Below are 23,450 nucleotides of genomic sequence, written 5' to 3' on the forward strand. Positions count from 1 at the left end.
GCTGGTCGTCGACATCAGTGCTCGATGTCGACGACCAGCCGGGTCGGGTCGCTCAGGGTGGAGACCGTGAACGGATGCCCGCCGGACTCGAGACCGATGAACGACTGGGTGGTCCCCTCGAACACCCCGGAGATCCGGGTCTCGGTGACCAATTCGGAACCCTCGCCCGGCAACGGGTTCGGTCCGTCGTACTCGGCGACGCCCGTCTCGAACGGGTAGCCGCTGCCGGTGATGAGGACCTCGAGGATCGCGTTGCCTGCCATCGGGATCACCTCCCCGCTGCCCTCCTGCACGGCGAGGTCGGCGTAGCGGACCGACCAGCCGGGAACGCCGGTACCGCCCAGTTCGTAGACCACGCGGTCGTAGCCGTCGTGGCCGCCGACGCGCAGACCGGTGACCGTCAGGTGCGCGTCGTCGGACGCGTCGGCCCGCTGGGAGTCGGTGCTCCAGGCAGTGTTCGGGGTGGTCGACATGAGCGTGGCGCCCGACTCGGAGGTGGGGGAGTCCACCGGCGCCGCGGTGACCGACCCCGAGGTGGTCGCGAGGCCGTCGCCGCCGTCGCCGCAGCCGGTCAGCGCGAGCACCCCGCCCACCGTCAGCACGCCACAGAGCGCGGCGAGACGGGTGTGGGGCGTGTTCGGGCGGTTCATGATTCCGGCATCTCGGAGGAGTGGTGGTTCACGATCAGCCATTCGCCGTCCCTCTTCTCGTATACGAACGTGTAGCGGGCATCGACGATCTCCGTGCCCTCGGGCTTGTTCATGGTGAATCGGTAGACACCGGTGTCGATCGCGTTGTCCGCGTCGAGCACGTTGACGACCGACTGCTCGATCACCGCGCTCGGCTTGCTTGGCAGGAAGCCGGTGAAGTAGTCGACGATGCCCGCGCGGTCGGTGCGCACCGTATTGGACACCGTCGGGAGGAGCACTGCGTCCGGGGCGTACAGGTCCGCGACGGCCTCGGGGTCGCCGGTCGCCAGGGTCTCGTTCCAGGTGTCGAACAACGCGGCGACCTGTTCCTGCGACGGCGGATCATCCTGCGCGACTCCGGAGATCGGGTCCGCGCATGCCGCGAGGGCCGCGATGGCGCCCGCGGTCAGTGCGATGGATCGAACGGTGGACTTGTGCATCGCGGCACCTGATTTCCCTCGGTTGTCATTCGATGGATTGACGGGGCTACCTCACCACCAGATCGTGGTCGGTGGCGCTGAGGGTGATGGCGGCGATCTGCTTGCCCCGCATCCAGTCCCTGACGAAGCTGTCGAGCGCGGGATCGTCGCCGCGCGTGTCGAAGGCCTCGCGGGGGACCTCGACGGCGCCGACGAGATGGCGCGGCTCCCCGTCGAGCCCGGGGGCGCGGGGGCCGAGGCGCAGTCCGTCCGCGGTGTGCAGGATCACCGGGATCTCGGCGCCGTCCGGCGCGGTCACCGTCGCCGCCCTGCTGGTGGCCGCCGGGTCGAAGTGCGACACCGAGATGCGGTAACCCGATGGCGCGGCGTGCGATCCGACCGCGTCGAGCAGCCGTGGGTCGACCACCGAGTACGGGAGGCCGATGTCGATCAGGGTCTGCCCGTCGATGCTGCCGTCGCGCGCGGGCAGGTTCCCGGACAGGTGCCAGGGTGCGGGCGGGGCCAGGGTGTCCTTCGACCGGTCCGCCGACGGGTTGTCCACAGGGACGCCAAGGCGCGCCGCGTCAGTGCGGGTGAATTCCCATTCGGGCGCGGTCGGGGCCTTGTGCCAGAACCCGGTGGCGCCGTCGCGGCGGCCCTCGACCCGCAGTTCGCGCTGGCCCGGGCCCGGTCCGGTCGAATTGACGCTGATCGCCGAGGTGATCTCGCCGGGGACCTTGGGCTGATGGACCCAGTCGGGCGCGGGCAGTTGGATGGCGGCGGTGCTGCGATCGAGCAGCTCGGCGAAGATGTTGGGGGCGGTTGGCTTACCGACCTGGCTGTCCCAGCTGTACCGGAAGAAGACCGAGTCCGAGCCCGACGAGTCGAAATCGAAACTGCGGGTGTACATGTCGCCGTACCGGTTCATCACGAAGGTCGTCGACCCGGCCGCGGACAGCGAGATCGACTGGAACCGGCCTCCGACCGGCCCGCCGATCTCGTAGCTGTCGTCGTTCGGCAGCCACGGGTCCGCGAAGGTGATGCGGCTGCCGTCGCCGGTCAGTGCGGGCAGCATCGTCATCTTCCCCAGCCCCACGTAGTGGATTCGCCCCGCGATGTCCGTGAAGGTCTGGTTGTCCCACGGGGAGGAGACGCTCAGTGCCCAGCCGTTCCCGTTCTCGCCCGGAAGTTGTTGTCCCGGAGCGAACCACAGTGGCGAGCCCCACGCGGACGTCCAGTTCCAGAGGATCGGGTCCTGCGAGGCGTTGTCCATCGTGTAGATCCAGCCGTTGTCGTCGACGGCGGCCAACTCGTCGTCGTCCACGGAGATCCCGATCAGGCGGCCCCGCAGGCACTCGGGCATCGGGACGTAGCGCCACGGTTCGGCGTTGGCGCCGCCTGCCGTTCGGGGACGGGTGAGCAGGTCGTGCCCGACCAGTGCGAAATCGGAGAACCGGTTGAACTGCGTGGTCGGCGTGCGTAGTTCGACGCTGGCCGGGGCGGACTGTCCGGTGAACACCGGCAGGTTCGTCAATCCGAGCCTGCCACCGCCGGACGGGACTCCCGGCGGCAGCTGCGCGGTCCCGAACGGCACGCAGGCGGCGGGCTGGCTCGGCGGTGCCTGTGCCGCGGCGACGGGTACCGGCCAGAGCAGGCCAAGCGTGACGAGGGCCGCCGCGCGTGGCACCCGTGATCGGGTCGAGTGTTTGGCCTGACCGCCGCGTCGTCTCACCCCTGCAGTGTCCCATGTCGGGACCGGTCCGCTCAGGAATCCACGGCCGTCGGGGTCGCTGTGTTCCGGTTCGGTGTCGGGGCGGGCTGCTCGGCCGTCCGCCTCCTGCGGGTGGCAAATGGCAGGAGCGAACAGGAGGTGAGGATCACGGCCACGCCGAGCCATTGAGCTGGGCCGAGCCGTTCGGAGAGCACGATTGCGGCGACCAACACCCCGACCACAGGTTCGAGGAGTCCGATCAGACTCATGGGGACGGATCCGAGCCGCCGCACCGCATAGAAGGCGCCGCCGAGACCGACCGGAACGAGGAAGAACCCCTGCAGGATGACCGATCGCCAACCGTCCGCGGTGAGCCCGAAGTCCTGATCGGTGGCGATCGCGCCGACGCCGATCGTCACGGTGGTGCCGACCGTCACCAGCCCGGCGGCCGTGACGGCGCCGACCTGGCGCACCCAACCCTCTCCGAGCACGAGGTACACCGCGTAGCCGGCGGCGCTGAGCATGGACATCATCGCGCCGGTTGCGGTGACTGCGCTCGCACCTGATCCGGCGACGAGGGCGATCCCAACCGTCATCGCGGCACACAGGGCGAGGACCGGTGCGCCGATACGCCGGCGGTGAATCAGCCAGACCAGGAGCAGGACCAACACGGGGTAGATGTGCACCAGCACGACCGCCACCTGGGCGCCCGTGGACCGGACCGCGGCGAAGTACGCGAGAATCTGCAGACCGAAGATCGGTCCGCACAGCAGTGTCAAGCCGAGGGTCGCGGGGAGCGGAAGCCCCCGAAGTCGGCCGGTGAGACCGGCAACCAGCAGGATGAGCGCGCCGCCGCACAGGCTGCGCAGCGTCACCATCACCGACGGGGACACCCCGTCGCCGTACGCGAGCACCGCCGCCACCGGGGTCACCCCGTAGGCGGCCGCGGACGCGATCCCGCCCGCCCAGGCACCGGCGAAGTGTCGCTCGCCGGAACGCGCCGGCCCGCCGGTGCCTGGGCCTCGGGTCATCAGAGGTTCCGGGAGATGACCAGCCGCATGATGTCCGAGGTGCCCTCCTCGATCTCCTCCAGCTTGACGTCGCGCATCCACTGCTCCACCGGGTACTCGCGCGAGTAGCCCCAGCCGCCGAGGGTCTGGACGGCGGCGTGGGTCACGAACATCGCGGTCTCGGAGGCCGTCAACTTGGCCATGGCGGCCAGCCCGGTCGTGTTCACGCCCGCGTCGATCGACCGCGCGGCGTGGTGGACCAGCAGCCGGGACGCCTCGATCCGGGTTGCCATGTCCGCCAGGCGGAACGCCACGGCCTGGTGCTCGATGATCGGCTTGCCGAACTGCTTGCGGGTACGGGCGTAGTCGAGCGCGTACTCGTAGGCGGCCCGCGCCGCTCCCACGGCGGCCGCACCGAGCACGATCCGCGAGATGTCGAAGGTCTCCATCAGGCCGTAGAAGCCCTGTCCCTCGTCGCCGAGCCGGTTCTCCTCGGGGACGAACACGTCGTCGAAGAACAGCTCGCGGCAGACGATCGCACGCTGTCCCATCTTCTTCATCGGCTCACCCCAGGTGAGGCCGGGTGTGTCCTTGGTCAGCATGAACGCGGTGACGCCTTTGGAACGTTCGTTGCGATCGGTCTTGGCGAACACCACGTACTGGTCTGCGGCGCCGGCATTGGAGATCCATGCCTTCTGACCGTTGATCCGGTAGCCGCCGTCCACGCGGGTGGCGGTGGTGATGATCGACGCGGCGTCCGAGCCGGAGCCGGGTTCGGTGGTCGCGAGCGCGGTCATCAGGGGAGCGGTGCCGGTGAGCGGCCGCAGCCACTTCTCCTTCTGCTCGGGGGTGCCGAGGGCCATCAGCGGGTCGGAGAAGAAGCCGTTGGAGCACACCAGGTTTCCGATGCCCGGGTCGCCCCAGCAGAGCTCCTCCTGCACCAGGCACTGGGTGAACACATCGGTCATGCCGCCGCCGCCGAACTCCTCGGCGATCATGAAGTCGGTGATGCCGACCTGGGCGGCCTTGGCGAAGATGTCGACGGGCGTGACCACGTCGGCCTCGTCGACCTCACGGCCGCGCGGGCGGATCTCCTTCTCAGCGAAGTCACGGCAGAGCTTGACGATCTCGCGCTGCTCGGTGGTGAGCGGCCAGGCTTCGAACTGGGTAGCGGTCATGGTGGGCCTTTCTGGGTATGGGTACCGGGGGTTAGGGGAGGGAAATCGGGTCGGCCCGATCACATTTGGACTGAGGTCATCTCGGTGAACTCCTCGATGCCGACGCGGCCGAGCTCGCGGCCCAGCCCCGAGTTCTTCCACCCGCCGAAGGGTGCGAGTGGGTTGAAGGCCGCGCCGTTGACGTCGACCTGGCCCGTGTCCATGCGACCCGCGACCGACAGGGCGCGTTCTCGGTCGGCAGACCAGACGGCGCCCGCGAGGCCGTACTCGCTGTCGTTCGCGGCCGCGATCGCGTCCTCGTCCCCGTCGTGCGGGAGCACGACCAGGACCGGGCCGAAGATCTCGTCTCGTGCGACCGGGTCGTGCCGGTCTACGTCCGCCAGGACGGTGGGCTTCAGGAAATGCCCGCGTTCGGCGATGGCGTCGGTGCCACCCGCCGCCAGCCGCGCGCCCCGTGCCACCGCACCGTCGACAGCCGCGGCGATCGACGCGCGCTGCCGGCCGGAGATCACCGGACCGAGCGTGGTTGCCGGGTCGAGCGGGTCGCCGACGACCATCGCATCGGCGTGCGCGGCCGCGAGCTCGACGGCCTCGGTGTACCGCGTGCGCGGAACCAGCAGCCTGGTCCATGCGCTGCAGGTCTGCCCGCTGTTGAGCATTGCCGCCTCCACTGAGCCGGTGACGGCGGCGGTGAGATCGGCGTCGTCGAGGACGACGCTGGCCGACTTGCCACCGAGTTCCAGACACGCGCGCTTGAGCTGTTCGCCCGACACCCGCCCGACCTCGCGGCCGACCGTGGTGGATCCGGTGAAGGAGACGACGTCGACGCCCGGGTGCGCGACGAGGGCCGAGCCGACCACCGAACCCTGCCCGGGCACGAGGTTGACCACGCCGGGCGGCAGGCCCGCTGCGAGCAATGCGTCGCAGAACAGGTAGGTCGACAGTGGGGTCAGTTCGGCGGGCTTGACCACAGTGGTGCATCCGGCTGCCAGCGCCGCGCCGACCTTCGCCGCGAGCTGGTAGAGCGGGTAGTTCCACGGGGTGATGCAGCCGACCACGCCCGCTGGCCGGCGCAGCACCGTCGAATTGCCGATGGTGGTGTGCATCGGTTCGTCGCGGGCGATCCGCGCGAACGAGGCGATGAGCTCGATTGCCAGGTCGACGTGCGCTTCCTCGGCCACCGCCACCGGGGCGCCCACCTCGGCGACGATGGCGTCGACGAGCAGGCGGCGGTCGGCGAGCAGCCGGGCATGCACTTCGTCCAGCATGTCCGCGCGGGTCGCGTGATCCGTTCGGCCCCAGTCGATGCCGGCCCGTCGCGCGGATCGCACCGCGGCATCGACGTCCTCGACCGATGCGGACGCCGCGCTGCCGACGACCTCCTCGGTAGCGGGGTTGTACACCGCAGAGGTGCTCGCACGCTCCTGCCAGGTGCCGTCGATCAGGACGGTATTGCGCATCCAGTTCGTCACAGCGGCACCTCGTCCTCGCGCACATGGATCAGGGTCGGCCGGTCGGCGGCCAGGGCAGCGGCCACCGCCGCGCCTACCTGGTCGGTGGACTCGAGCGCCACTCCGTGGCAGCCGAGGGCTCGGGCGAGCGCCGGGAAGTCGGGAGCGCCGAGGTCGACGGCGTGCACCGCCTCGTTGCGGTCCGCCATCTCGTTGCGGATCTCGCCGTAGCCGCCGTTGTCGACGATGACGACGGGGATCGCCAGCTTCGCCTCGGCAGCGGCCGCCAATTCGGCGATCGTGAACATGACACCGCCGTCGCCGAGCATCGCCACGACCTGGCGGTCCGGCGCCGCGACCTTCGCCCCGATGGCGGCGGGCAGTCCGTATCCCAGCGTGCCCAGCCCGGTGGGGTACAGGAACGACCGGGGGCGGTGCAGGGGGAGGTTCGACAGCGCGCCGTAGTAGCAGGCCATCGCGCTGTCCGCGGCCAGTACGGCGCTGTCGTCGAGGACGTCGTCGAGCACCTCGCACAGGCGCACGTAACGAGCGCCTTCCCGGCGGGCATCGTCGCGGATCCGGTCCCGCCAATGCTGTGCGCGGGCGCTCCCGTCGGCCTTCGGCCCTGGCAGGGCCTGGAGGAGGCTGGCGAGGGTCTCCGCGGCGTCACCGACGAGCGCGACCGCGGGGCGGGCGTTGGTCGAGATGGAGGTCGGGTCGATGTCGATCCGGATGAGGGTCGTGTCAGCTGCGATCGGACCCCACCACCAATCCGATGGGGCGAGTTCGGTTCCCACCGCGATCACCACATCGCTGTCGGCGACCACCCCGGCGACGGAGGGATGTTGGAGGCCAGCGCCGAGCGAGAGCGGATGGTCCTCCGACAGCACTCCCTTGCCGTTGGCGCTCGTGACGACCGGGGCGCCGAGGGCCTCGGCCAGTTCGCGCAGTTCCGCCGCTGCGCCGGCGGCTCCGCCACCCGCGATCAACAGCGGGCTCCGGGCGCCCGAGAGCAACTCGTGCGCGGCGCCGAGGGCAGCGGAGTCGGGAATCGACACCGACCGGGAGATGGGCGCGACCGGGCTCACCTCGTCCGAGGCGTCGAGCAGGTCGAGCGGGATCTCGAGGTAGGCCGGGCGCGGCCTTCCCGAGGTCATCGCGGCAAAGCACTGCGCCACCGCGAGCGGGATCTCCGCGACACTGGTGACGCGCTGGGCGTGGCCGACGACGGAGTCCATCGCGCGGAACTGACTCTTGACCTCGTGGAGGTATCCGTTGCCGTTGCTCGGATGTGCGAGCGGCAGCCCCGGAGCGATGAAGAGGACCGGCACCGAATCCGAATAGGCCTGTGCCGCAGCGGCCGCCGCGTTGAGAATGGCGGGTCCGGTGGTGGTGATGCACACCCCGGGCCTGCCGCTGACGCGGGCGAAACCGTCGGCCGCGTAGCCCCCGCCCTGCTCGTGACGCGGGGAGACATGCGTGATGCCGGAATCGGCAAGCGCCGCGTAGATCGGGAGGTTGTGCGTCCCCGGGATGCCGAAGACTGCCGTGACCTCGTGCGCGGACAGGGCGTCGACGAGCGCCTGGCCGCCGGTGCGGACTGTGTTGTTCATGGTCATGCCCCCTTGGTCGGATCGGTGTAGATTGCCTTGCCCAGCCACTGGCCGCCGTCGACGACGTGGACGTCACCGGTGACGTAGGAGGCGCGGTCGGAGAGCAGGTAGGCCGCCGACTCGGAGACCTCCTCCGGCGTGGTGAAGCGGCCTGCGGGCACGCTCGAGAGCACCTGGGTACGCGCCTGGGCGGTCGGCCACAGCGCGGCGCCTGCGCCCTCCGTCTCGGTGGGCCCCGGTGCGATGCAGTTCAGTCGCACTCCGCGCGCGGCCCACTCCACCGCGAGGGTGCGGGTCATCGCGACCACACCCGCCTTGGCGGCCGCGCTGTGCACGGTGCCGGGATGGCCGTGCCACGCGTAGGTGGCGATCACATTGAGGATCGAGCCGGACCCGGCCGCGAGCATGTGCCGTGACGCCGCCCTGGTGCAGTAGAAGGTGCCGTTGAGCACGATGTCGATGACGGCCTTCCAGCCGTTCGGGGAGAGGTTCTCGCCGGGCACGACGAAGTTCCCGGCGGCGTTGTTGACCAGTGCGTCGAGGCGTCCGGTCCGCTCGACCACCGAGTCGATCGCGGTGTCGACCGCAGAGGGGTCACGGACATCGCAGGACACCGCGATGCCCGTGCCGCCGGCCCGTTCGGCCAGCGCGACCGTCTCGGCCAACGCCTCCTCGCGTCGACCGAGCACGGCGACGGTGCCGCCGGCGGCGGCCCATCGGGTCGCGATCGCCCGGCCGATCCCGGATCCGCCGCCGGTCACGACCGCTACGCGGTCGGCGAACTCGGCCCTGATGTCTGGTGCAGTCATGAGTCGTTCCTTGGGTACGAGGGGATTGGTCAGGGGTGCTGTTCGATGACGAGCGCGTCGACGGCGAGGATGCCGTCGGGGCCGACCCGCAGCGGGTTGACCTCGATCTCGTCGACGTGCGGGTGTGCCGCCGCCAGTTCGGAGACTGCCGCGGCCGCGGCAGCCAGGCCGTCGATGTCGACGCCCGGCTTGCCCCGCCATCCGCGCAGCAGCGGCAGACAGGTCAGTCGCTCGATCATCTGGAGAGCGGTGGCCTGGTCGATCGGCGCCAGTTCCACCGCCACGTCCCGGTACACCTCGGCCTCGGTGCCACCGGCCCCGACGACGATCACCGCACCGAGATCGGGGTCGCGGCGGGCGCCGAGCAGGATCTCCACGGTGTCCGGGCGGGTGTCGAGTTCCTCGACCACGTAGTCGCCGACGCCGAGGGCGGCGTACATCGTGTCGAAGGCCGCGACGAGTTCGGCGTGGTCGGCGATGCCGACGCGTACGCCGCCGACCTCGCTCTTGTGCTCGAGCCAGCTCGCCTTGAGTACGTAGGGTGCGGTCAGCCGCTCGACCGCCGCCGTGAGCTCGGTCCGGTTGTGCACGGTGAGGCTGCGCGGGAACCGGATCCCAGCTTCGGACAACAGCTTCTGGGCTGGGAGGTACCCAGCGCCGATCAGCTCGGTCCTGGGAGCCGACGGACGGCACTCGCGTCCGGCCGACTGCAGCCGGCTCGCGTGCGAGAGGGACCGGACTGCGGAGTCGATCGCACTGTAGGTGGGGATCGCGTTGGCGTGCAAGGCTTCCGTGGTCGGGTTGCCCTCGACCATGGTGTGCGCGATCAGCGGCTTGCCGTTCGCGGAGACCGAGTCGCCCATCGACCGGGCGACCTCGATCTCGCGACCGGAAAGGGACGGGGTGTCCGCCCCATAGGTGCCGAAATATCCGGTCAGGACGACGGAGTCCACCTCGTCCGACTCCAACAGGAGCGAGACCACGCTCGAGTACGAGCCCAGGTCCCGCTCACCGGCACCGGCCAGGTCGACGGGGTTGCTGCAGGCGGCGCCGCTCGGGAGTTGCTTTTCCAGAGCGGATTTCAGTCCCGCCGAGAATTCCGGGACCCGGAGCCCGGCCTTGGCGACGACGTCGGCCGCGATGCCGGTCTGTCCTCCGCTGTCACCCACGACGGCCACCCGGCGGCCGCCGGGCAGGCCGGTCGCGAGCAGCAGGCGAGCGAGGTCCACGAGCTCGGTAGGGGTGGCGACCCGGACCGCGCCCGCGACGCGCAGCGCGGCATCGACGACGTCCATGCTCGAGGTGAGCGATCCGGTGTGCGATCGGGCCAACCGGGAGCTGGCCTCGCTCGCGCCGACGGTGAGCACGATCGTGTGCTTTCCGGCCTGTCGGAGTCGGCTGAGCGCATCCACGATGTCCGGGCCGCCGGCGAACGACTCGAGGTAGAGCGCGACCACGCGGGTCGAATCGTCGCCGACCAGCTCGTCGAGCAACTCGGCGGCGCCCAGGTCCGTCTGGTTCCCGATCGAGATGAACCGGGAGACACCCAGTTCGGCGCGCGCCGCCAGCAACGCGATCTCCGAGCCGACCTGGCCGCTCTGCGAGATCACCGCGATCGGTCCGGGGGTGAACTGCCCCCAGGCCAGACGCAGCTCCGTGGTGCTGTCGTAGATGCCGAGGCTGTTCATCCCCACCAGCCGGGCCCCGGCCGCCCGGATGCGTTCCGCGATGGCGCGCTCGTCGGGGACGCCCGCGGTGATGCCGAGGAATCCGCGGGCACCGAGCGCGAGCGCCTCGTCCACCACCGCGCCGACGTGGTGCGGCGGCACGCACAACGCGACCAGTTCGGGAGCGTCCGGCAGCTCATGCAGTCCGGCGTGACTGGACTCGCCGTGGATCTCGGCCCCGGACCGGTTCACCAGGTAGACGCGACGGCGGTGGCGTCCGGACAGCGCGCCTGTCGCCAGCCAGTAGCCCCACTTCGCTGGGTCGGCGGTGGCGCCGACCACCGCCACCGAGGAGGGGTCGGTGAAGACCCGTAGGTCGGTGTCGGTCGTCGGCGCAGGGATGGGTGCCATGTCAAGAACTCCTGGTCGTGGTGGGGCCGGGGCGTCAGTAGGTCGGGAACTGCGCGGACAGATCGGCGAGCTTGTCCGAGGCCAGAGCGAACGCGGCGGCACGCGTGCTGACACCGTGCTCGTCGGCGTGGTCGAACATCTGGCCGCTCAACGTCCACATGCGGGTGCGGATCTTGTCGAAGGACTGCTCCGCGCTGCCGTCGATGTCACCGAAGAACACCCACCACCACCAGGCGTTGGTCGCGGAGTTGGCGAGGAAGTCCGGCGACACCACGACACCCCGGGCGACCAGCGCCTCCTCGGCGCTGGGGGTGATCGGCATGTTGGCGGCCTCGACGACGAGTGCGGCCCGGACCTGGTCCTGGTTGGAGTCGTCGATGCAGTACGACGTCGCCGCCGGGATCAGCACCTCGGCCTCGACGGACAGCCACTCTGCGGACGGCAGCTGCACGTCGCCGGCCGCGAGCCGGCTGCGGTCGACCCCGCCGGTCGCGTCGCGGGACAGGAGCAGCGTCTCCACGTCGAGACCGTCCGGGTTGGCGACGACGCCGTGCACGTCGGCGATGCCGACGATGCGCACACCGGCCTGGGCGAGGTAACGGGCGGTGGCCCCGCCCATCGATCCGAAGCCCTGCACCACGGCCCGGGTCTGCCTCGGGTCCATGCCCTTTCGGTCCATAGCGGCGAGGGCCGCCTCGGCGACACCGTATCCGCCGACGAGCTCGTCGAGCTTGACCCCGTCGACGATCGCGGTGAACGCCGTCTTCATCCGGGTCGCGGACTCGGCCCGGTCGTCGATGACGCGGTGTGCGGCCTGCACCGAGCTCTCGAGCCCGATGTCGCTCAGGGCCGCGTCCACCGCGTCCTGGCGGACACCGAAGTCCTCGCCCATGGTCCAGCGCTGCTCGATGAGCGGCGCCATGGCCTGGAGGTAGCGCCTCAGCACCCCGTCGGCGTCGGCGTGGTACGGGTCGAAGTCGATGCCGCCCTTGGCGCCGCCCAGGGGGACGTATCGGGCGCCTGCCTCGAAATGGATGGCCTCCTTGAGGGTCATCCCTCGGGCCAGCCCCCTGACCTCGTTGAGCGTGCAGCCGGCGCGCATCCGGAGGCCGCCGCTGGAGATGCCGCGGACGAGGCGGTCGATGACCAGGTATCCCGTTGCGTCGCTTTCGGTGTCGCGCCAGGTCGCCTCGAAGAACGGGTCGTCGGTGCGGGTGGCGTCGGTCGATCCGATCGCGTTCGGAAGGGTCAAGGACATGGGGGCTCCTACGCTCTCTGTCATCTACTAACTGATTGCTCAGTCAGTATGCGAGAGTGATGCGTGCCACGTCAAGGGGATGGCGTTTGAATTTTCCGGCGCCGCAGGGCGATCACCGGTGGAGGAGCCGCCGGGGGAGCCCCGGCGGCAGCGCGTCAGAGCTGTAGCTCGGAGCGGATCGCCCGGTCCATCCAGGTGGCGACGTCGTCCTTCGACACCGCGCCGTCCAGTGCGACGAGTTGGACCGCGAGCCCGTCGAGCATGGCGGTCAGCCGCCAGGTGGTGCCCTGCGGGTCGTCCGTGCGGAACTCGCCGTTGTCGACGCCCGCGCGGATCAGGTCGGTGACCACCTCGCGCCAGCGCATGTCGAGGCGATGGGTGACATCGCGCAGCGCGGGCTCGCGCAGGCACGCCGACCAGGTCTCGATCCACAGTCTCCAGCCCACGGCGCGGCCGGTCGGTCCGTATTCGTTCAGGACTGCACGCAGGCGGTCCTCGATCGTGCCATCGGTGCTCTCGAGCACCGTGTCGAGGTTGGCCAGGTCGTTCTCGGCGGCCAGTTCGAAGGCGCTGACGATGACGTTCTCGAGGGTCTTGAAGTGGTAGAAGATCAGCGCGGTGCTGACGCCGAGCGCCTCCGCGATGTCGGCGGCACGCAGTCGATCGATACCGTTCTCGGTTACCAGGTCCAGCGTGGTGGAGAGGATCTCGTTGCGCCGATCCTTGGTCTCTTTACGCTGTTTTGTCTGCTTTGCCACACTGTCAAGCTACTGCACCGTCGTGCGAATGCGCCGAGCCGCCACCGCGCTGCTCTCGTTCGAGCGAATGCACGGTGACGGCTCCGGGTGTATGCGGCGATAGCGCACGCGTACTTGGGGTTTCGTGAGCGATCAAGCCCTCGCAGCGGCCTCCGACGCGATCTCGATCGGGTCATGCGGTGTTGCTACGGACCGCCGCACCCGGATGACGAGTTCGATCACGGCGATCACCGCGATGTTGACGATCAGGCCGCTGATGCCGGTGTTGATGTCGGGCCCGTCGAACGGCGCGAAGGTGAGCAGGATGACCGTGAACACACCGGCGCACAGGCCGGCGATGACCGAGGCCTTGTCGAGTCGTCGTTTGAGCAGCAGTGCTCCCGCAATCGCGGGGACCACCTGCGTCGACCCGCTGAAGGTCAGCAGCAGCATGTTGCCGAGCAGGTTCGGCATCGACAGTGCGAGGACCAGTGCTGCAAGCCCGAAGACCACCACCACCGCCTGGTTCACGACGAACTTGCGCTTCTCGTCCTTGACCTGGAACACGTTGTTGACGGCGAGCGGCGCGATGGCGATGAGCAAGGCAGCGGAGGGCACCATGGCGGTTGCCGCGGCGGCGGTGAGCACGACACCCATGGCCCACGGCGGCAGGGCCTCGGACGCCATCTTGAGCATCGCGGAGTCGCCGTCCTGGTCGGTGCCGAATGCGACGATCGCCGTATAGCCGAGCAGCATCGGGATGCTGGCCAGGGCGCTGTAGATCGGCAGGTAGATCAGGTTCTGGCGGACCGCCTTCTCGCTGCGGCTGGCCAGTACGGCCGGCCAGTTGTGGGGCAGCGCGTAGAACATCACCCCGATCATGCTGATCGCCATGCTCGTGATGAACCACCAGATGCCGTAGGTGCCGGTCTGGACGTACAGCATCTCGGGCATCTCACGGGCGATGGTGCTCAGTCCGAAGTCGAGCCCGCCGTTGAAGTGCATCGGGATCGCGATGCTGATCACCAGCATCACCAGGATCATCAGCACGTCCTTGAAGTACGACGTCCGCGCCACGCCGTGCAGTCCGGACCACAGCACGAACGCGATCACGAGTACGAACGCGACGATGCTGCTGATCGTGCCGTCGGCGGCACCACCTGTCGCGGCGCGGACGATCAGGCCCAGTCCGGTGATCTGCAGCTGCAGGTAGGGCAGCAGGAAGATGATGCCGAAGACCGCGGAGAGGAAGCCGAGCGTGGGGCTGTTGTAGCTGCCGCGGAGGAAGTCGGATTGGGTGACATACCCGGCCGCCTTCGCCCGGCGCCACAGCTTTGGGGCAATCCAGTACATCACCAGGTAGGCGAGTGGGATGTACGGAATGCAGTAGAAGGCGGAGGCGCCGAGGGAGACGACCAGCCCGACGGTGCCGAGGAATGTGAACGTCGTGAAGGTCTCGCCTGCCTGCAGGACCCAGGTGGTCATCACGCCGAACTTGCGGCCGGCGACCGCCCATTCGTCCATGTCCTTGACGGGCTGTCGCCGCCCATAGAAGCCGATGGCGGCGATGACCAGCATGCCGAGGACGCCGATTGCCAGGGTGACGTTCACGCTTCGTTGCCTTCCGCGTCGAGATCGGTGCGGGTGCGCTCGAAGTAGGTGAGGACGCCGGACACGAGGATGCTGCTGACCAGGGTGACCCAGATGAAGATGGCGGGGGCGCCGAGCCACACGTGCGGGCCGTTGATCTGGGGTATCCAGGTCACCAGGAATATCAAGATGAAGGGGATGGAGCCGACTATCCAGTACTTACGCATGTGCACCGCCTGATGGGTAGGGGTTAGTTGCCCGCGATGAATCGGGCACGGAGGGTGGGGTCGGTGGCGAGGTCGACGATGGTCCAGGCCATCGCGGTGGCGCCGTCGATGAGCGCGCGGTCCGCGGAGGCGCCCGCACAGTGGGCCGCGAACTCGGGCTGGTGGTTGACCGAGGTGCCGCAGTCAAGGGCGAGGGTCGGATGGATGGCGGGGATCGCGCGGGAGACGTTTCCCATGTCGGTCGATCCGAGTGCGGATGACGTCTCCCCGACCGGGGCGAACCTGCGGCCGAGCTGCCGGGCGTTCGTCTCGTAGAGGTCGGCGAGCGCGGTGTTGTTGCGGAACTCGGAGTAGTCGGGCCCGGTGGGGGCGCTCGTCATCTCACAGCCGGTCGCCAATGCCGCCGCCTCGAAGCATCGCTGGACGCGCTGCTCGAGCACCTTGAGTGATTCGAGGTCGGATGCCCGAATATAGTAGTGCGCACCGGCTTTCGCCGGGATGATGTTCGGTGCCTCGCCGCCGTTGGTGACGATTCCGTGGATCTGATCACCGGGATGAAGCTGTTGGCGCAGCAGCCCGATCGCCACCTGGGCGAGGGTGACCGCGTCGCCGGCATTGACCCCCTCGTAGGGGGCGGCCGAGGCGTGGGCGTTCTTGCCGGTGAAGTCGACGAGCAGGTCGCCGTTCGCGAGGACACTGGTGTATGCCTGCTCGAAGGTTGCGGGGTGCACCATCATCGCGGCGTGCGTGCCGTCGAAGACACCGGCGTCGAGCATGAGGATCTTGCCGCCGCCGTTCTCCTCGGCGGGGGTGCCGAACACCTTCACCGTGATGCCGAGGTCGGAGGCCAGCGGGGCGAGCGCCCGAGCGGCGGCCACGGCCGATCCGGCGATGACGTTGTGTCCGCACGCGTGCCCGAGGCCGGGCAGGGCGTCGTACTCGGCGCAGATCCCGACCACGAGAGGCCCGTCGCCGGCGGTGGCGAGCAACGCGGTCGGCAGGTCGGCGACGCCGGTGTTGACGGCGAAGCCCGCCTCGCTGAGGGCGTCACCCACCCACTGGGCGGCGCGGTACTCCTCGAAGCCGACCTCGGGGTGGGCGTGGATGCGGTGGCTGAGGTCGACGGCGGACTGCTCGGCTCGCCCAATGTTCTGCCGGACGGCTTCCTTCAGATCCACGGAGTCTCCTTACTGACTAATCGATCAGTCAGAGTATGAGACCAGAGTCACACCGCAGTCAATAGGCACCCGCAGTCACATTCAGATCCCGTTTCAGTGTGCTCGCAACGGTCGGTCGCCGAAAGGCGCCGTCACCTGGGGCTGTGCGGACCGGGTCGCGGCGCGTTCCCCGGATTTCTGGGACAGTGGAGTCCTGGAACTCGAGGAGGCTCGATGTCGGATGACCCGCAGGTCCCGGGCGATTACGAGACCGCGGCACAGCGCCGCGAGCGGATCTCGCTGCAGGTGCGACGGTGGAGCGAGGGGGCGTGGGTCGAGGCCCGGCTGCCGGTGCTGTCCGACGAGGCGGCCGTGCTGATCGCGGCCGGACACGTCGACGTCACCACGCGCGAGATCTTGGCCGAACGGCGGCGGACGGGTCGGACCATCCCGTCGATCGGGGGCTTCGGTGCGCTCCGGCGGCTCACCGACGAGCAGGCCCGGCTCGCGGGTCGGGCGGCGGAGCTGCGGCCGGGGCCCGTGCAGGCGGTGTTCACCTTCCGGGCGGCCGAGGTCGCCAAGCGGCTCGATCACCTGCGGTCGGCCATGGTGCTGTCCGGCACGCATTACGCGAGCGGGGTACGCGCGATCCGGCGGGAGCGCCGCGACGGGGTGCACCTCGAACCCGACCAGCGGGAGGCGTTGTTCGCCGCGCTGCAGCGGACCCCGGTGCCCGTCACCTCGGGCGATCGCCCCGTCGACCAGGTGCGGAACGCGACCCTCGGCGCCGCCGCGGAGCGGGTGGCCGCGCTCACCGAGAGCACCCCGCTGGCAGGCGTCGGTCGCCGGGCCGCCGAGGCCCTCGCCCAGGGCGCCGCGCCCGAGGGTGAGCGGTTCGCGGACCGCTACGACACCCTGCTCTACCTGGCGGGCACGCTGTACGACCGGATCGACGGGTCCTCGGCCTGGCATTCGGAGCACTTCCTCATCCAGCGTGCCCAGCTGGACCTGGCGGACGAGCTGATCCAGATCGCGGCCGACACGGTGGCGCTGCGGGGGATCACCGCCGAGCTCGGCGCGGCCATGCGGTCCACGCGGGGCGAGGGTGCCCGCACCCAGATCACGGCGCGGCAGACGGCGCTGGCGCCGGTGTGGCATCAGCTGGTCGACCGGGTCGCGGCGCTGGCCCGCATCGGAGACCTGCTCTCCCAGGCGGAGGAACAGCTCCAGGCGGTCGCCGCGGTGCAGCGGACGATGAGCCTCGATTCGAGGATCGACGACCTCATCGCGCGCTCGGGCAACCGGGAGCTCTCGGCGGAGAACACCCACCACGTCGGCGACCAGTTCGGCGGGGTCGAGGAGCTGATGGGGACCTATCAGAGCGTCCTGTACCGGGACATCCTGGCGCTCACGTCGCGCGCGGAACCGGGCCGCGGGCGGGACTGACGGTCAGGCGGTGGCCGCGACGAGGCGAAGGGCCAGTTCGGAATACAGCTCCGCGACCCGATCCGGTTCGGTGAAGCCGCCACCGGGGAACCATCGGCACACGTCGACGCAGAGCGAGGTGATCGCGAGGGTCACACCCTCGACGTCCGGCACGACGAACGAGCCGTCCGCGGCGCCCGCCTTGACGATCCGCTTGACGATCCGGTTCACGTCGCGGCGGAGCCCGATGATCGTGCGGTAGTGCTCGGGTGAGAGCGCGGTCAGCTCGTACTGCACCACCCGTCCGCGGGCGTGGTGGGTCGCATGCCAGCGGGTGAAGGCGCCGACGACCGCGCGCAGCCTCTCGGTGGGCGGCGAGTCGACGGGATCGGCGTCGGTGAGCAGCTCGACGCACCGCTGGTGGCCCTCGTAGCTGATCGCGTAGAGCAGCTCTTCCTTGGACTTGTAGTGCGGGTACATCGCGGCGGGGCTCAGGCCGAGGCGAGCGGCGATGTCGCGGGTGGTGGTCCCCCCATAGCCGTTCTCGGCGAACGCCTCCACGGCCGCGGCCCGGATCCGCGCGGCGGCCTTGGAGCTGCTCACCACGCCGGGTGTCTCCGCCGCCACCGATTCGCTCACCCTTCGCCTCCCCTTCACGTTCTGCACCTTGACAACACCCGCCAACGGGACAAGTATAAGCATGCGCTTAGGAAATGAGCGTGCGCTTAGTTCTGCGGTGCGCGCTCTCGGCTCGCCCCGTCCGGTTCGACCGGCCGGGGTTCGGCGATCTGACACAGAAAGCACACAATGAACCTGAAACTCACCGACGAGGAACTCGCCTTTCGCGACGAGATGCGCACGTTCTTCACCACCCAGGTCCCGGCCGATATCCGTGAGCGCGCCGCGCGCGGCGGTGAGCTGACCGCCGAGGATTTCAAGACCACCCAGGCGATCCTCAACGCCAACGGGCTCGCCGTGCCGAACTGGCCGGTCGAGTGGGGCGGCCGCGACTGGACGCCGGTGCAGCGTCACCTGTGGCTGGACGAGATGCAGCTGGCCTCCGTGCCGGACCCGCTGGCGTTCAACGCCGACATGGTCGGGCCGGTCATCGCGGCCTTCGGTTCGCAGGAGCAGAAGGAACGGTTCCTGCCCGCGACCGCGAACCTCGACATCTGGTGGTGCCAGGGCTTCTCCGAGCCGGAGGCGGGCTCCGACCTGGCCTCGCTCAAGACCCGCGCCGTCCGCGACGGCGACGACTACATCGTCAACGGCCAGAAGACCTGGACCACGCTGGCGCAGCACGCGGACTGGATCTTCTGCCTGGTCCGGACCGACCCGAACGCCCCGAAGCGGCAGGCGGGCATCTCGTTCCTGCTCATCGACATGAAGACCCCCGGCGTCACCGTCCGCCCGATCAAGCTGATCGACGGCAGCTACGAGGTCAACGAGGTGTGGTTCGAGGACGTCCGTGTCCCGGCCGAGAACCTCGTGGGTGAGGAGAACGCGGGCTGGGGATACGCGAAGTTCCTGCTCGGCAACGAGCGCACCGGCGTCACCCGGGTCGGCACCTCCAAGGTGCGCCTGGCACAGGCCAAGGAACTGGCGGCCCAGACCAAGGTCGGCGATGGCACGCTGCTGCAGGACCCGCTGTTCGCGGCGCGCCTCGCGGAGCTGGAGAACGAGCTGCTGGCGCTCGAGCTGACCCAGCTGCGGGTGGTCGCAGGCTCGGCGGACGGCAAGCCCAACCCGGCGTCGTCGTTGCTCAAGCTCCGCGGCTCGGAGCTGCAGCAGGCCTCCACCGAGATCCTGATGGACGTCGCGGGCCCGGATTCGCTGCCGTTCGGTGCGGCCGACATCGATTCGCCGTCCTGGGCGCAGCACGCCGCCCCGACCTACCTGAACTACCGAAAGGTATCCATCTACAGCGGATCGAGCGAGGTGCAGCGCACCATCATCGCCTCTTCGATCCTCGGATTGTGAGGCGCCGCAATGGACTTCGAACTCAATGACGAACAGGTCATGCTGCGCGACACGACCCGTGAGCTGCTCGCCCGCAGCTACGACGCCGAGAAGCGCAACGCCGTCACCGCCACCGACCTCGGCTGGAGCCGGGACGTGTGGAAGAGCTTCGCCGAGATCGGCCTGCTCGGGCTGCCGTTCGCCGAGGAGGACGGCGGGATGGGCGCCGGACCGGTCGAGACGATGGCCGTGATGAACGAGATCGGCCGCGCGCTGGCGCCGGAGCCGTACCTCGCCGTGCTGCTCGCCGGTGGGCTGATCGCCGACGCGGGCTCGGCCGATCAGCGCGCGCGCTACCTGCCTCGGGTCGCCGAGGGCACCGTGCTGCTGGCGTTCGCGCACGCCGAACCCGGTAGCCGGTGGCCCGCGAGCGAGGTCTCGACGACCGCCACCGCGCGGGGCGACGGCTGGGTCCTCACCGGCCGCAAGAACCCGGTGCTGCACGGCGACTGCGCCGACAGCCTGGTCGTCAGCGCGACCCTGCCCGGCGGGGGAGTGGGCCTGTTCGTGGTCGACGCCGCCGCCGAGGGTGTCACGCGGCGCGGCTACGCCACCCATGACGGGCTCCGCGGCGCCCAGATCGAGTTTGCCGACGCGCCTGCCGAGCAGCTCGGTGACGGCGGCGACGTCACCGCCGCGATCACCGCGTCCGAGGTGCGCGCGCAGGCCGCGCTGTGCGCCGAGGCGGTCGGGGCGATGGCGGAGACGCTGCGGCTGACCACGGAATACCTCAAGCAGCGCAAGCAGTTCGGTGTTCCGCTGGCGAAGTTCCAGACCCTGACGCAGCGCGCGGCGGACATGTACGTCTCGCTGGAGTTGGCGAGCAGCATGAGCCTGTACGCCACGATGTCGCTGGCCGACGGCGTGAAGGACCCGACGATCGCCTCGCGGGCCAAGCTGCAGATCGGGCGGGCCTCGCGGCACATCGGTCAGGAGGCGATCCAGATGCACGGCGGCATCGGCATGACCGCCGAGTACCCGGTGGGGCACTACGTCTCCCGGCTCGTCGCGATCGAGCACACGCTCGGCAGCGCCGACGACCACCTGCGCGTGCTGGCGGGCACGGTCGCCGACCACGAGATGGTCAACGTCTCGCAGTAACCCGTTTCGGCCGAGAGCCCCGACGACCCGTGCGGTCGGCGGGGCTCTCGTTCGTCGGGGTCAGCGGCTGAGCTTGGTGCGCATCATCATCACGTTGTAGTCGGACCAGGTGGTGGCCAGGAAGTACAGGTTCTCGCCCTCCGACCAGGGGTGCATGTACGCGCCGTACAGGCCGGGCACGGTCGCGCTGCTGATCAGCGTTTCCGGTGCGCTCCACGGCCCGGTCAGCACCGGCGCGGTCCGCATGATCAGCGCGTTCGATTCGTTGGAGTACAGCGCGATGAACTTGCCCAGGTAGGCGCTGTACTGGACCGACAGCTCGCTGACGCTGCCGTCCAGCACCGGGATCGCGACGGCCGGGTTGCCGACCACCCAGCCGTGGCCGTCCCAGTACTCGTAGCCGGCGACGTTCAGGATCGAGGCTTCCGGGGTGCGGGAGAGCCGGGCCTGCCCGGAACGACCCGAGGGCGTGCCGAAGTTGTAGATGAAGCCGTCGTGCTTGACGAAGGCGCCCATCTGGAAATTCTGATTTCCCGACGTCGGGAGATTCGCCCGGGAGAGGGCGTCGTCGATGACATTCAGTCGCACAGATTCCGGCCGCGGCGTCCACGTCTCGCCATTGTCGGTGGAGGTTGCGATCTGAGAGTAATTGGTGACCCATTCGCCGGGCGCCGCCCAGCTGCGGATGGACATGTAATTGATGTATTGCACCCCGTTGACGGAGATACCGGTGGTCGGGATGACGGTGTGTTCGACGCCGGGGATCTTCTTGCTCGGGAGGAATTCCTTCGAATGGTTCGGCCGGTCCAGGGGCGAGCTGTCGATGCTCATCCCGTCGTCGAGGTCGCGGTCGGAGCTGCGGAAGAGCACGTTGCTCCGCCAGTCGCCCACCAGCCCCTCGCACAGCGGCTCCTGGCTGAGCCCGGTGGTGTCGCCGAACGCGGTGAGGACCTGACCCGCGCCGTTGTCCCACATGATGCCGAGATCGGTGCCGACCACGTTGAACCGCCGGGCGGTGTCGTTGGGGCCGTTGAGACCGGTGACGTGCTCGACCGCCTGGGTCTTGCCCTTCAGGTTGGGGAGCCGCCCGTCCTGGCCGTTCAACCACGGGATCGGGTTGCCCGCACCACCGGTGCTTCCGAACCCGCTGCTCCCGCCGCTGCCGGTACCGCCGCAGAACGGATCCGCCGTGGCGGAGGGCGCGGAGACGGCGAGCACCGCCATCGTCGCGGCGAGGGACAGCATCAGGAACTTGGGGGTACGGGTCATCGGTTGGGCCTTCCCTCTCGATTCTGCGTAGTGGCCGAACAGCAATCGCGGCCGCTGACAATCTAACGAAGCGGGAGAAAAGGGGCCGTGGCCTTGGATAACCGTTCGGACAAGACTTCGAATTGCCTCCGAAGGTGGCAAAGGTCTCGATTTGGATAACGACGCCGCGCCTATCCGGATTGTCGGCATCGTGCCGCTAGCGTTTCGGGCGGAAATGCGGCTCAGGAGTCTTACGCACCCGAGAGGCGTAATTCTCGACGATGCAGATACCAAGCCGGCGGCTCGTGTGCGAGACGCCGAAGAACTTCCGAGTAGGTGTTCGAGCATGACCACAATCGCCCCGCCCGCCGTCAAGACCCTCAGTGCCTGTGTCTTCGTGACCGGGCTCGTCGGCGCCGCCATCGGCATATACGGCCTGGATGTCGAGGTCGCCGTGCTGTGGCTCATCGTCGCATCCGTCTCCGGGCTCTACCTGCTGAAGCTGCGGGCGGAGTCGCACGGTCGGCTCGAGCGCCCCGCTCGCTCCCGCCGCACCACCGCCTAGCCGCCCGCGCGAGGGTGCACGCCCCTAACCTCGTGTGATGCGAACGGTGGGTGTGGACCTTGCGGCGGAGCCGAGGAAGACCGCGGTCGCGGTGATCGCGTGGTCCGAGGGCGCGGCGAGGGTCGAGAGCCTGCGGTTGGGTGTCGGCAACGCGGAGATCGTCGAGGCTGTCCACGGCGCCGAGCGAACGGGGATCGACTCTCCCTTCGGGTGGCCCGAGGCGTTCGTCCGGTTCCTGACCGAACATGACGGCAACATGCTGCCTGTACCCAACGGCCTGGAGAGCAGGGACGGTCGCAGGCCGTTGGCGATGCGACGCACCGACCTCCTCGTCCGTGCGTCGACCGGGCTGTCCCCGCTCAGCGTCTCCGCCGATCGCATCGCGCACGTCGCGTTCCGCTGCGCGGGCCTACTCGCCGAGCTTCGGTACAGCGGTATCGAGGCCGGCCGGGTTTCAGGACGCGCGGTCGAGGTGTACCCGGCTGCCGCGCTCCTGGGGTGGGGCCTGCCCGCACGTGGCTACAAGGGACTGGTGAACCGGGCGGCACTCACCGAACTCGTGGCCGGGCTCGGTGAGGCGGCGCCGTGGCTGGACCTCGGGGCGGGGGAGAGTTTGTGCCGGGAATCCGACGACGCCTTCGATGCGGTCGTGGCCGCCGTCGTGGCCCGCGCCGCCGCGCTCGGCAGGACGGAGCTGCCCGCGGACGAGGATCGGGCCGTGGCGGAGCGGGAGGGCTGGATTCACCTGCCGAATTCGCCGCTGGAAACGCTGCGAGGCACGCAAATTTGAGGACGCGTAGCCGATTACCGCCTCCGACCAGGCGTTTTGGTGTTCTGAGGTTTGTCGCGTAACTTTTGTCGAGTCAGAGCGACACGGACACCGACCCGGCCGAGAGGCGCGGGACACGAGGTTGGACGTAGGCGCCAGACGATCCCGAAGTTTAGAGCCGGTTTCGATCGGTTCTTCTTCACTGCCTTCTCAGTGTGGCGGGGCCGGTTTTGACCGGGTCTGCTCGATGAGATAGGCTGGAACAGTTGCCCCGGAGCGGCCGAGAACGAGTTTCTTGGCAGTGATGGTGTGTGCGTGTTCTTTGAGAACTCAACAGTGTGCCGATGAATGTCAGTGCCAATATTTTGGTACTCCACACTCACTCTTTCCAATTGG

21 protein-coding genes are annotated in these 23,450 nt (G+C 69.2%); 5 read left to right on the forward strand and 16 right to left on the reverse strand.

Translation table 11 applies throughout. The annotated features are described in order from the left end of the window. Positions 1-14: 14 nt before the first annotated feature. From ABIC28_RS12970 to ABIC28_RS13035, 14 genes are all read right to left on the reverse strand, one after another. Complete coding sequence (locus ABIC28_RS12970) at positions 15-650, reverse strand: AMIN-like domain-containing (lipo)protein (protein WP_354579170.1); 636 nt, start codon at positions 648-650, stop codon at positions 15-17. Beyond that, positions 647-1,129 carry an SgcJ/EcaC family oxidoreductase gene (locus ABIC28_RS12975; RefSeq protein WP_097212442.1) on the reverse strand — a complete coding sequence of 161 codons (483 nt, stop codon included), beginning with the start codon at positions 1,127-1,129 and terminating at the stop codon, positions 647-649. The genes ABIC28_RS12970 and ABIC28_RS12975 overlap by 4 nt, the downstream gene beginning before the upstream one ends. A gap of 46 nt (positions 1,130-1,175) precedes the next feature. Further along, positions 1,176-2,840 carry a hypothetical protein gene (locus ABIC28_RS12980; RefSeq protein WP_502945013.1) on the reverse strand — a complete coding sequence of 555 codons (1,665 nt, stop codon included), beginning with the start codon at positions 2,838-2,840 and terminating at the stop codon, positions 1,176-1,178. Positions 2,841-2,872: 32 nt separating this feature from the next. Next, positions 2,873-3,850: a DMT family transporter gene (locus tag ABIC28_RS12985; RefSeq protein WP_354579172.1), complete on the reverse strand. Its 978-nt coding sequence runs from the start codon at positions 3,848-3,850 to the stop codon at positions 2,873-2,875. Beyond that, the gene (locus tag ABIC28_RS12990) at positions 3,850-5,007 is read right to left on the reverse strand and encodes an acyl-CoA dehydrogenase family protein (protein WP_354579174.1); all 1,158 of its coding nucleotides are present in this window, start codon (positions 5,005-5,007) and stop codon (positions 3,850-3,852) included. The genes ABIC28_RS12985 and ABIC28_RS12990 overlap by 1 nt, the downstream gene beginning before the upstream one ends. A gap of 59 nt (positions 5,008-5,066) precedes the next feature. Continuing rightward, positions 5,067-6,479 carry an aldehyde dehydrogenase family protein gene (locus ABIC28_RS12995; RefSeq protein ID WP_502945014.1) on the reverse strand — a complete coding sequence of 471 codons (1,413 nt, stop codon included), beginning with the start codon at positions 6,477-6,479 and terminating at the stop codon, positions 5,067-5,069. After that, on the reverse strand, positions 6,476-8,071 hold the full coding sequence (locus ABIC28_RS13000) for a thiamine pyrophosphate-binding protein (RefSeq protein WP_354579176.1): 1,596 nt from the start codon (positions 8,069-8,071) through the stop codon (positions 6,476-6,478). The genes ABIC28_RS12995 and ABIC28_RS13000 overlap by 4 nt, the downstream gene beginning before the upstream one ends. Before the next feature lie 2 nt (positions 8,072-8,073). Next, complete coding sequence (locus ABIC28_RS13005; protein WP_097212438.1) at positions 8,074-8,880, reverse strand: SDR family oxidoreductase; 807 nt, start codon at positions 8,878-8,880, stop codon at positions 8,074-8,076. A 29-nt stretch (positions 8,881-8,909) separates the two neighbouring features. Further along, positions 8,910-10,958 carry an acetate--CoA ligase family protein gene (locus tag ABIC28_RS13010; RefSeq protein ID WP_354579178.1) on the reverse strand — a complete coding sequence of 683 codons (2,049 nt, stop codon included), beginning with the start codon at positions 10,956-10,958 and terminating at the stop codon, positions 8,910-8,912. A gap of 34 nt (positions 10,959-10,992) precedes the next feature. Then, the gene (locus ABIC28_RS13015; RefSeq protein WP_209927156.1) at positions 10,993-12,216 is read right to left on the reverse strand and encodes a Glu/Leu/Phe/Val dehydrogenase dimerization domain-containing protein; all 1,224 of its coding nucleotides are present in this window, start codon (positions 12,214-12,216) and stop codon (positions 10,993-10,995) included. Positions 12,217-12,371: 155 nt separating this feature from the next. Next, the gene (locus ABIC28_RS13020) at positions 12,372-12,974 is read right to left on the reverse strand and encodes a TetR/AcrR family transcriptional regulator (protein ID WP_097212435.1); all 603 of its coding nucleotides are present in this window, start codon (positions 12,972-12,974) and stop codon (positions 12,372-12,374) included. Positions 12,975-13,106: 132 nt separating this feature from the next. Further along, a complete protein-coding gene (locus tag ABIC28_RS13025) occupies positions 13,107-14,564 on the reverse strand; it encodes a sodium:solute symporter family protein (RefSeq protein ID WP_097212434.1) in 1,458 nt (485 codons plus the stop codon). Beyond that, the gene (locus ABIC28_RS13030; RefSeq protein WP_097212433.1) at positions 14,561-14,776 is read right to left on the reverse strand and encodes a hypothetical protein; all 216 of its coding nucleotides are present in this window, start codon (positions 14,774-14,776) and stop codon (positions 14,561-14,563) included. The genes ABIC28_RS13025 and ABIC28_RS13030 overlap by 4 nt, the downstream gene beginning before the upstream one ends. A gap of 17 nt (positions 14,777-14,793) precedes the next feature. After that, the gene (locus ABIC28_RS13035; protein WP_269589471.1) at positions 14,794-15,942 is read right to left on the reverse strand and encodes a M20 family metallopeptidase; all 1,149 of its coding nucleotides are present in this window, start codon (positions 15,940-15,942) and stop codon (positions 14,794-14,796) included. A 219-nt stretch (positions 15,943-16,161) separates the two neighbouring features. Between ABIC28_RS13035 and ABIC28_RS13040 the strand changes: the two genes are divergently transcribed. Beyond that, on the forward strand, positions 16,162-17,373 hold the full coding sequence (locus ABIC28_RS13040; RefSeq protein ID WP_354579182.1) for a hypothetical protein: 1,212 nt from the start codon (positions 16,162-16,164) through the stop codon (positions 17,371-17,373). 3 nt (positions 17,374-17,376) lie between these two features. On the opposite strand, the gene ABIC28_RS13045 is transcribed toward ABIC28_RS13040, so the two are convergent. Continuing rightward, positions 17,377-17,991, reverse strand: coding sequence for a TetR/AcrR family transcriptional regulator (locus ABIC28_RS13045; RefSeq protein ID WP_354579184.1), 615 nt, complete (start codon positions 17,989-17,991; stop codon positions 17,377-17,379). A 168-nt stretch (positions 17,992-18,159) separates the two neighbouring features. Here ABIC28_RS13045 and ABIC28_RS13050 point away from each other — a divergent pair, with 168 nt between their 5' ends. Together ABIC28_RS13050 and ABIC28_RS13055 are read left to right on the forward strand one after the other, a co-directional pair. Next, positions 18,160-19,332 carry an acyl-CoA dehydrogenase family protein gene (locus tag ABIC28_RS13050; protein WP_097212430.1) on the forward strand — a complete coding sequence of 391 codons (1,173 nt, stop codon included), beginning with the start codon at positions 18,160-18,162 and terminating at the stop codon, positions 19,330-19,332. Between the two features lie 9 nt (positions 19,333-19,341). Further along, entirely contained in the window at positions 19,342-20,472 is a 1,131-nt protein-coding gene (locus tag ABIC28_RS13055) for an acyl-CoA dehydrogenase family protein (RefSeq protein ID WP_354579186.1), read from the forward strand. 60 nt (positions 20,473-20,532) lie between these two features. On the opposite strand, the gene ABIC28_RS13060 is transcribed toward ABIC28_RS13055, so the two are convergent. Beyond that, positions 20,533-21,741: a glycoside hydrolase family 183 protein gene (locus tag ABIC28_RS13060; protein ID WP_354579188.1), complete on the reverse strand. Its 1,209-nt coding sequence runs from the start codon at positions 21,739-21,741 to the stop codon at positions 20,533-20,535. 325 nt (positions 21,742-22,066) lie between these two features. Between ABIC28_RS13060 and ABIC28_RS13065 the strand changes: the two genes are divergently transcribed. After that, the gene (locus ABIC28_RS13065) at positions 22,067-22,285 is read left to right on the forward strand and encodes a hypothetical protein (protein ID WP_097212428.1); all 219 of its coding nucleotides are present in this window, start codon (positions 22,067-22,069) and stop codon (positions 22,283-22,285) included. Between the two features lie 37 nt (positions 22,286-22,322). Then, entirely contained in the window at positions 22,323-23,075 is a 753-nt protein-coding gene (locus tag ABIC28_RS13070; protein ID WP_097212427.1) for a DUF429 domain-containing protein, read from the forward strand. Positions 23,076-23,450: the final 375 nt, after the last annotated feature.

The organism is Rhodococcus sp. PvR044 (assembly GCF_040548995.1).
GTDB lineage: Bacteria > Actinomycetota > Actinomycetes > Mycobacteriales > Mycobacteriaceae > Rhodococcus_G > Rhodococcus_G oryzae.

Coding starts and splice junctions, on each gene's coding strand:
- ABIC28_RS12970 (WP_354579170.1), bottom strand. CDS start 650: ATGAACCGCCCGAACACGCCCCACACCCGTCTCGCCGCGCTCTGTGGC.
- ABIC28_RS12975 (WP_097212442.1), bottom strand. CDS start 1,129: ATGCACAAGTCCACCGTTCGATCCATCGCACTGACCGCGGGCGCCATC.
- ABIC28_RS12985 (WP_354579172.1), bottom strand. CDS start 3,850: ATGACCCGAGGCCCAGGCACCGGCGGGCCGGCGCGTTCCGGCGAGCGA.
- ABIC28_RS12990 (WP_354579174.1), bottom strand. CDS start 5,007: ATGACCGCTACCCAGTTCGAAGCCTGGCCGCTCACCACCGAGCAGCGC.
- ABIC28_RS13000 (WP_354579176.1), bottom strand. CDS start 8,071: ATGAACAACACAGTCCGCACCGGCGGCCAGGCGCTCGTCGACGCCCTG.
- ABIC28_RS13005 (WP_097212438.1), bottom strand. CDS start 8,880: ATGACTGCACCAGACATCAGGGCCGAGTTCGCCGACCGCGTAGCGGTC.
- ABIC28_RS13010 (WP_354579178.1), bottom strand. CDS start 10,958: ATGGCACCCATCCCTGCGCCGACGACCGACACCGACCTACGGGTCTTC.
- ABIC28_RS13015 (WP_209927156.1), bottom strand. CDS start 12,216: ATGTCCTTGACCCTTCCGAACGCGATCGGATCGACCGACGCCACCCGC.
- ABIC28_RS13040 (WP_354579182.1), top strand. CDS start 16,162: ATGTCGGATGACCCGCAGGTCCCGGGCGATTACGAGACCGCGGCACAG.
- ABIC28_RS13050 (WP_097212430.1), top strand. CDS start 18,160: ATGAACCTGAAACTCACCGACGAGGAACTCGCCTTTCGCGACGAGATG.
- ABIC28_RS13055 (WP_354579186.1), top strand. CDS start 19,342: ATGGACTTCGAACTCAATGACGAACAGGTCATGCTGCGCGACACGACC.
- ABIC28_RS13060 (WP_354579188.1), bottom strand. CDS start 21,741: ATGACCCGTACCCCCAAGTTCCTGATGCTGTCCCTCGCCGCGACGATG.
- ABIC28_RS13065 (WP_097212428.1), top strand. CDS start 22,067: ATGACCACAATCGCCCCGCCCGCCGTCAAGACCCTCAGTGCCTGTGTC.
- ABIC28_RS13070 (WP_097212427.1), top strand. CDS start 22,323: ATGCGAACGGTGGGTGTGGACCTTGCGGCGGAGCCGAGGAAGACCGCG.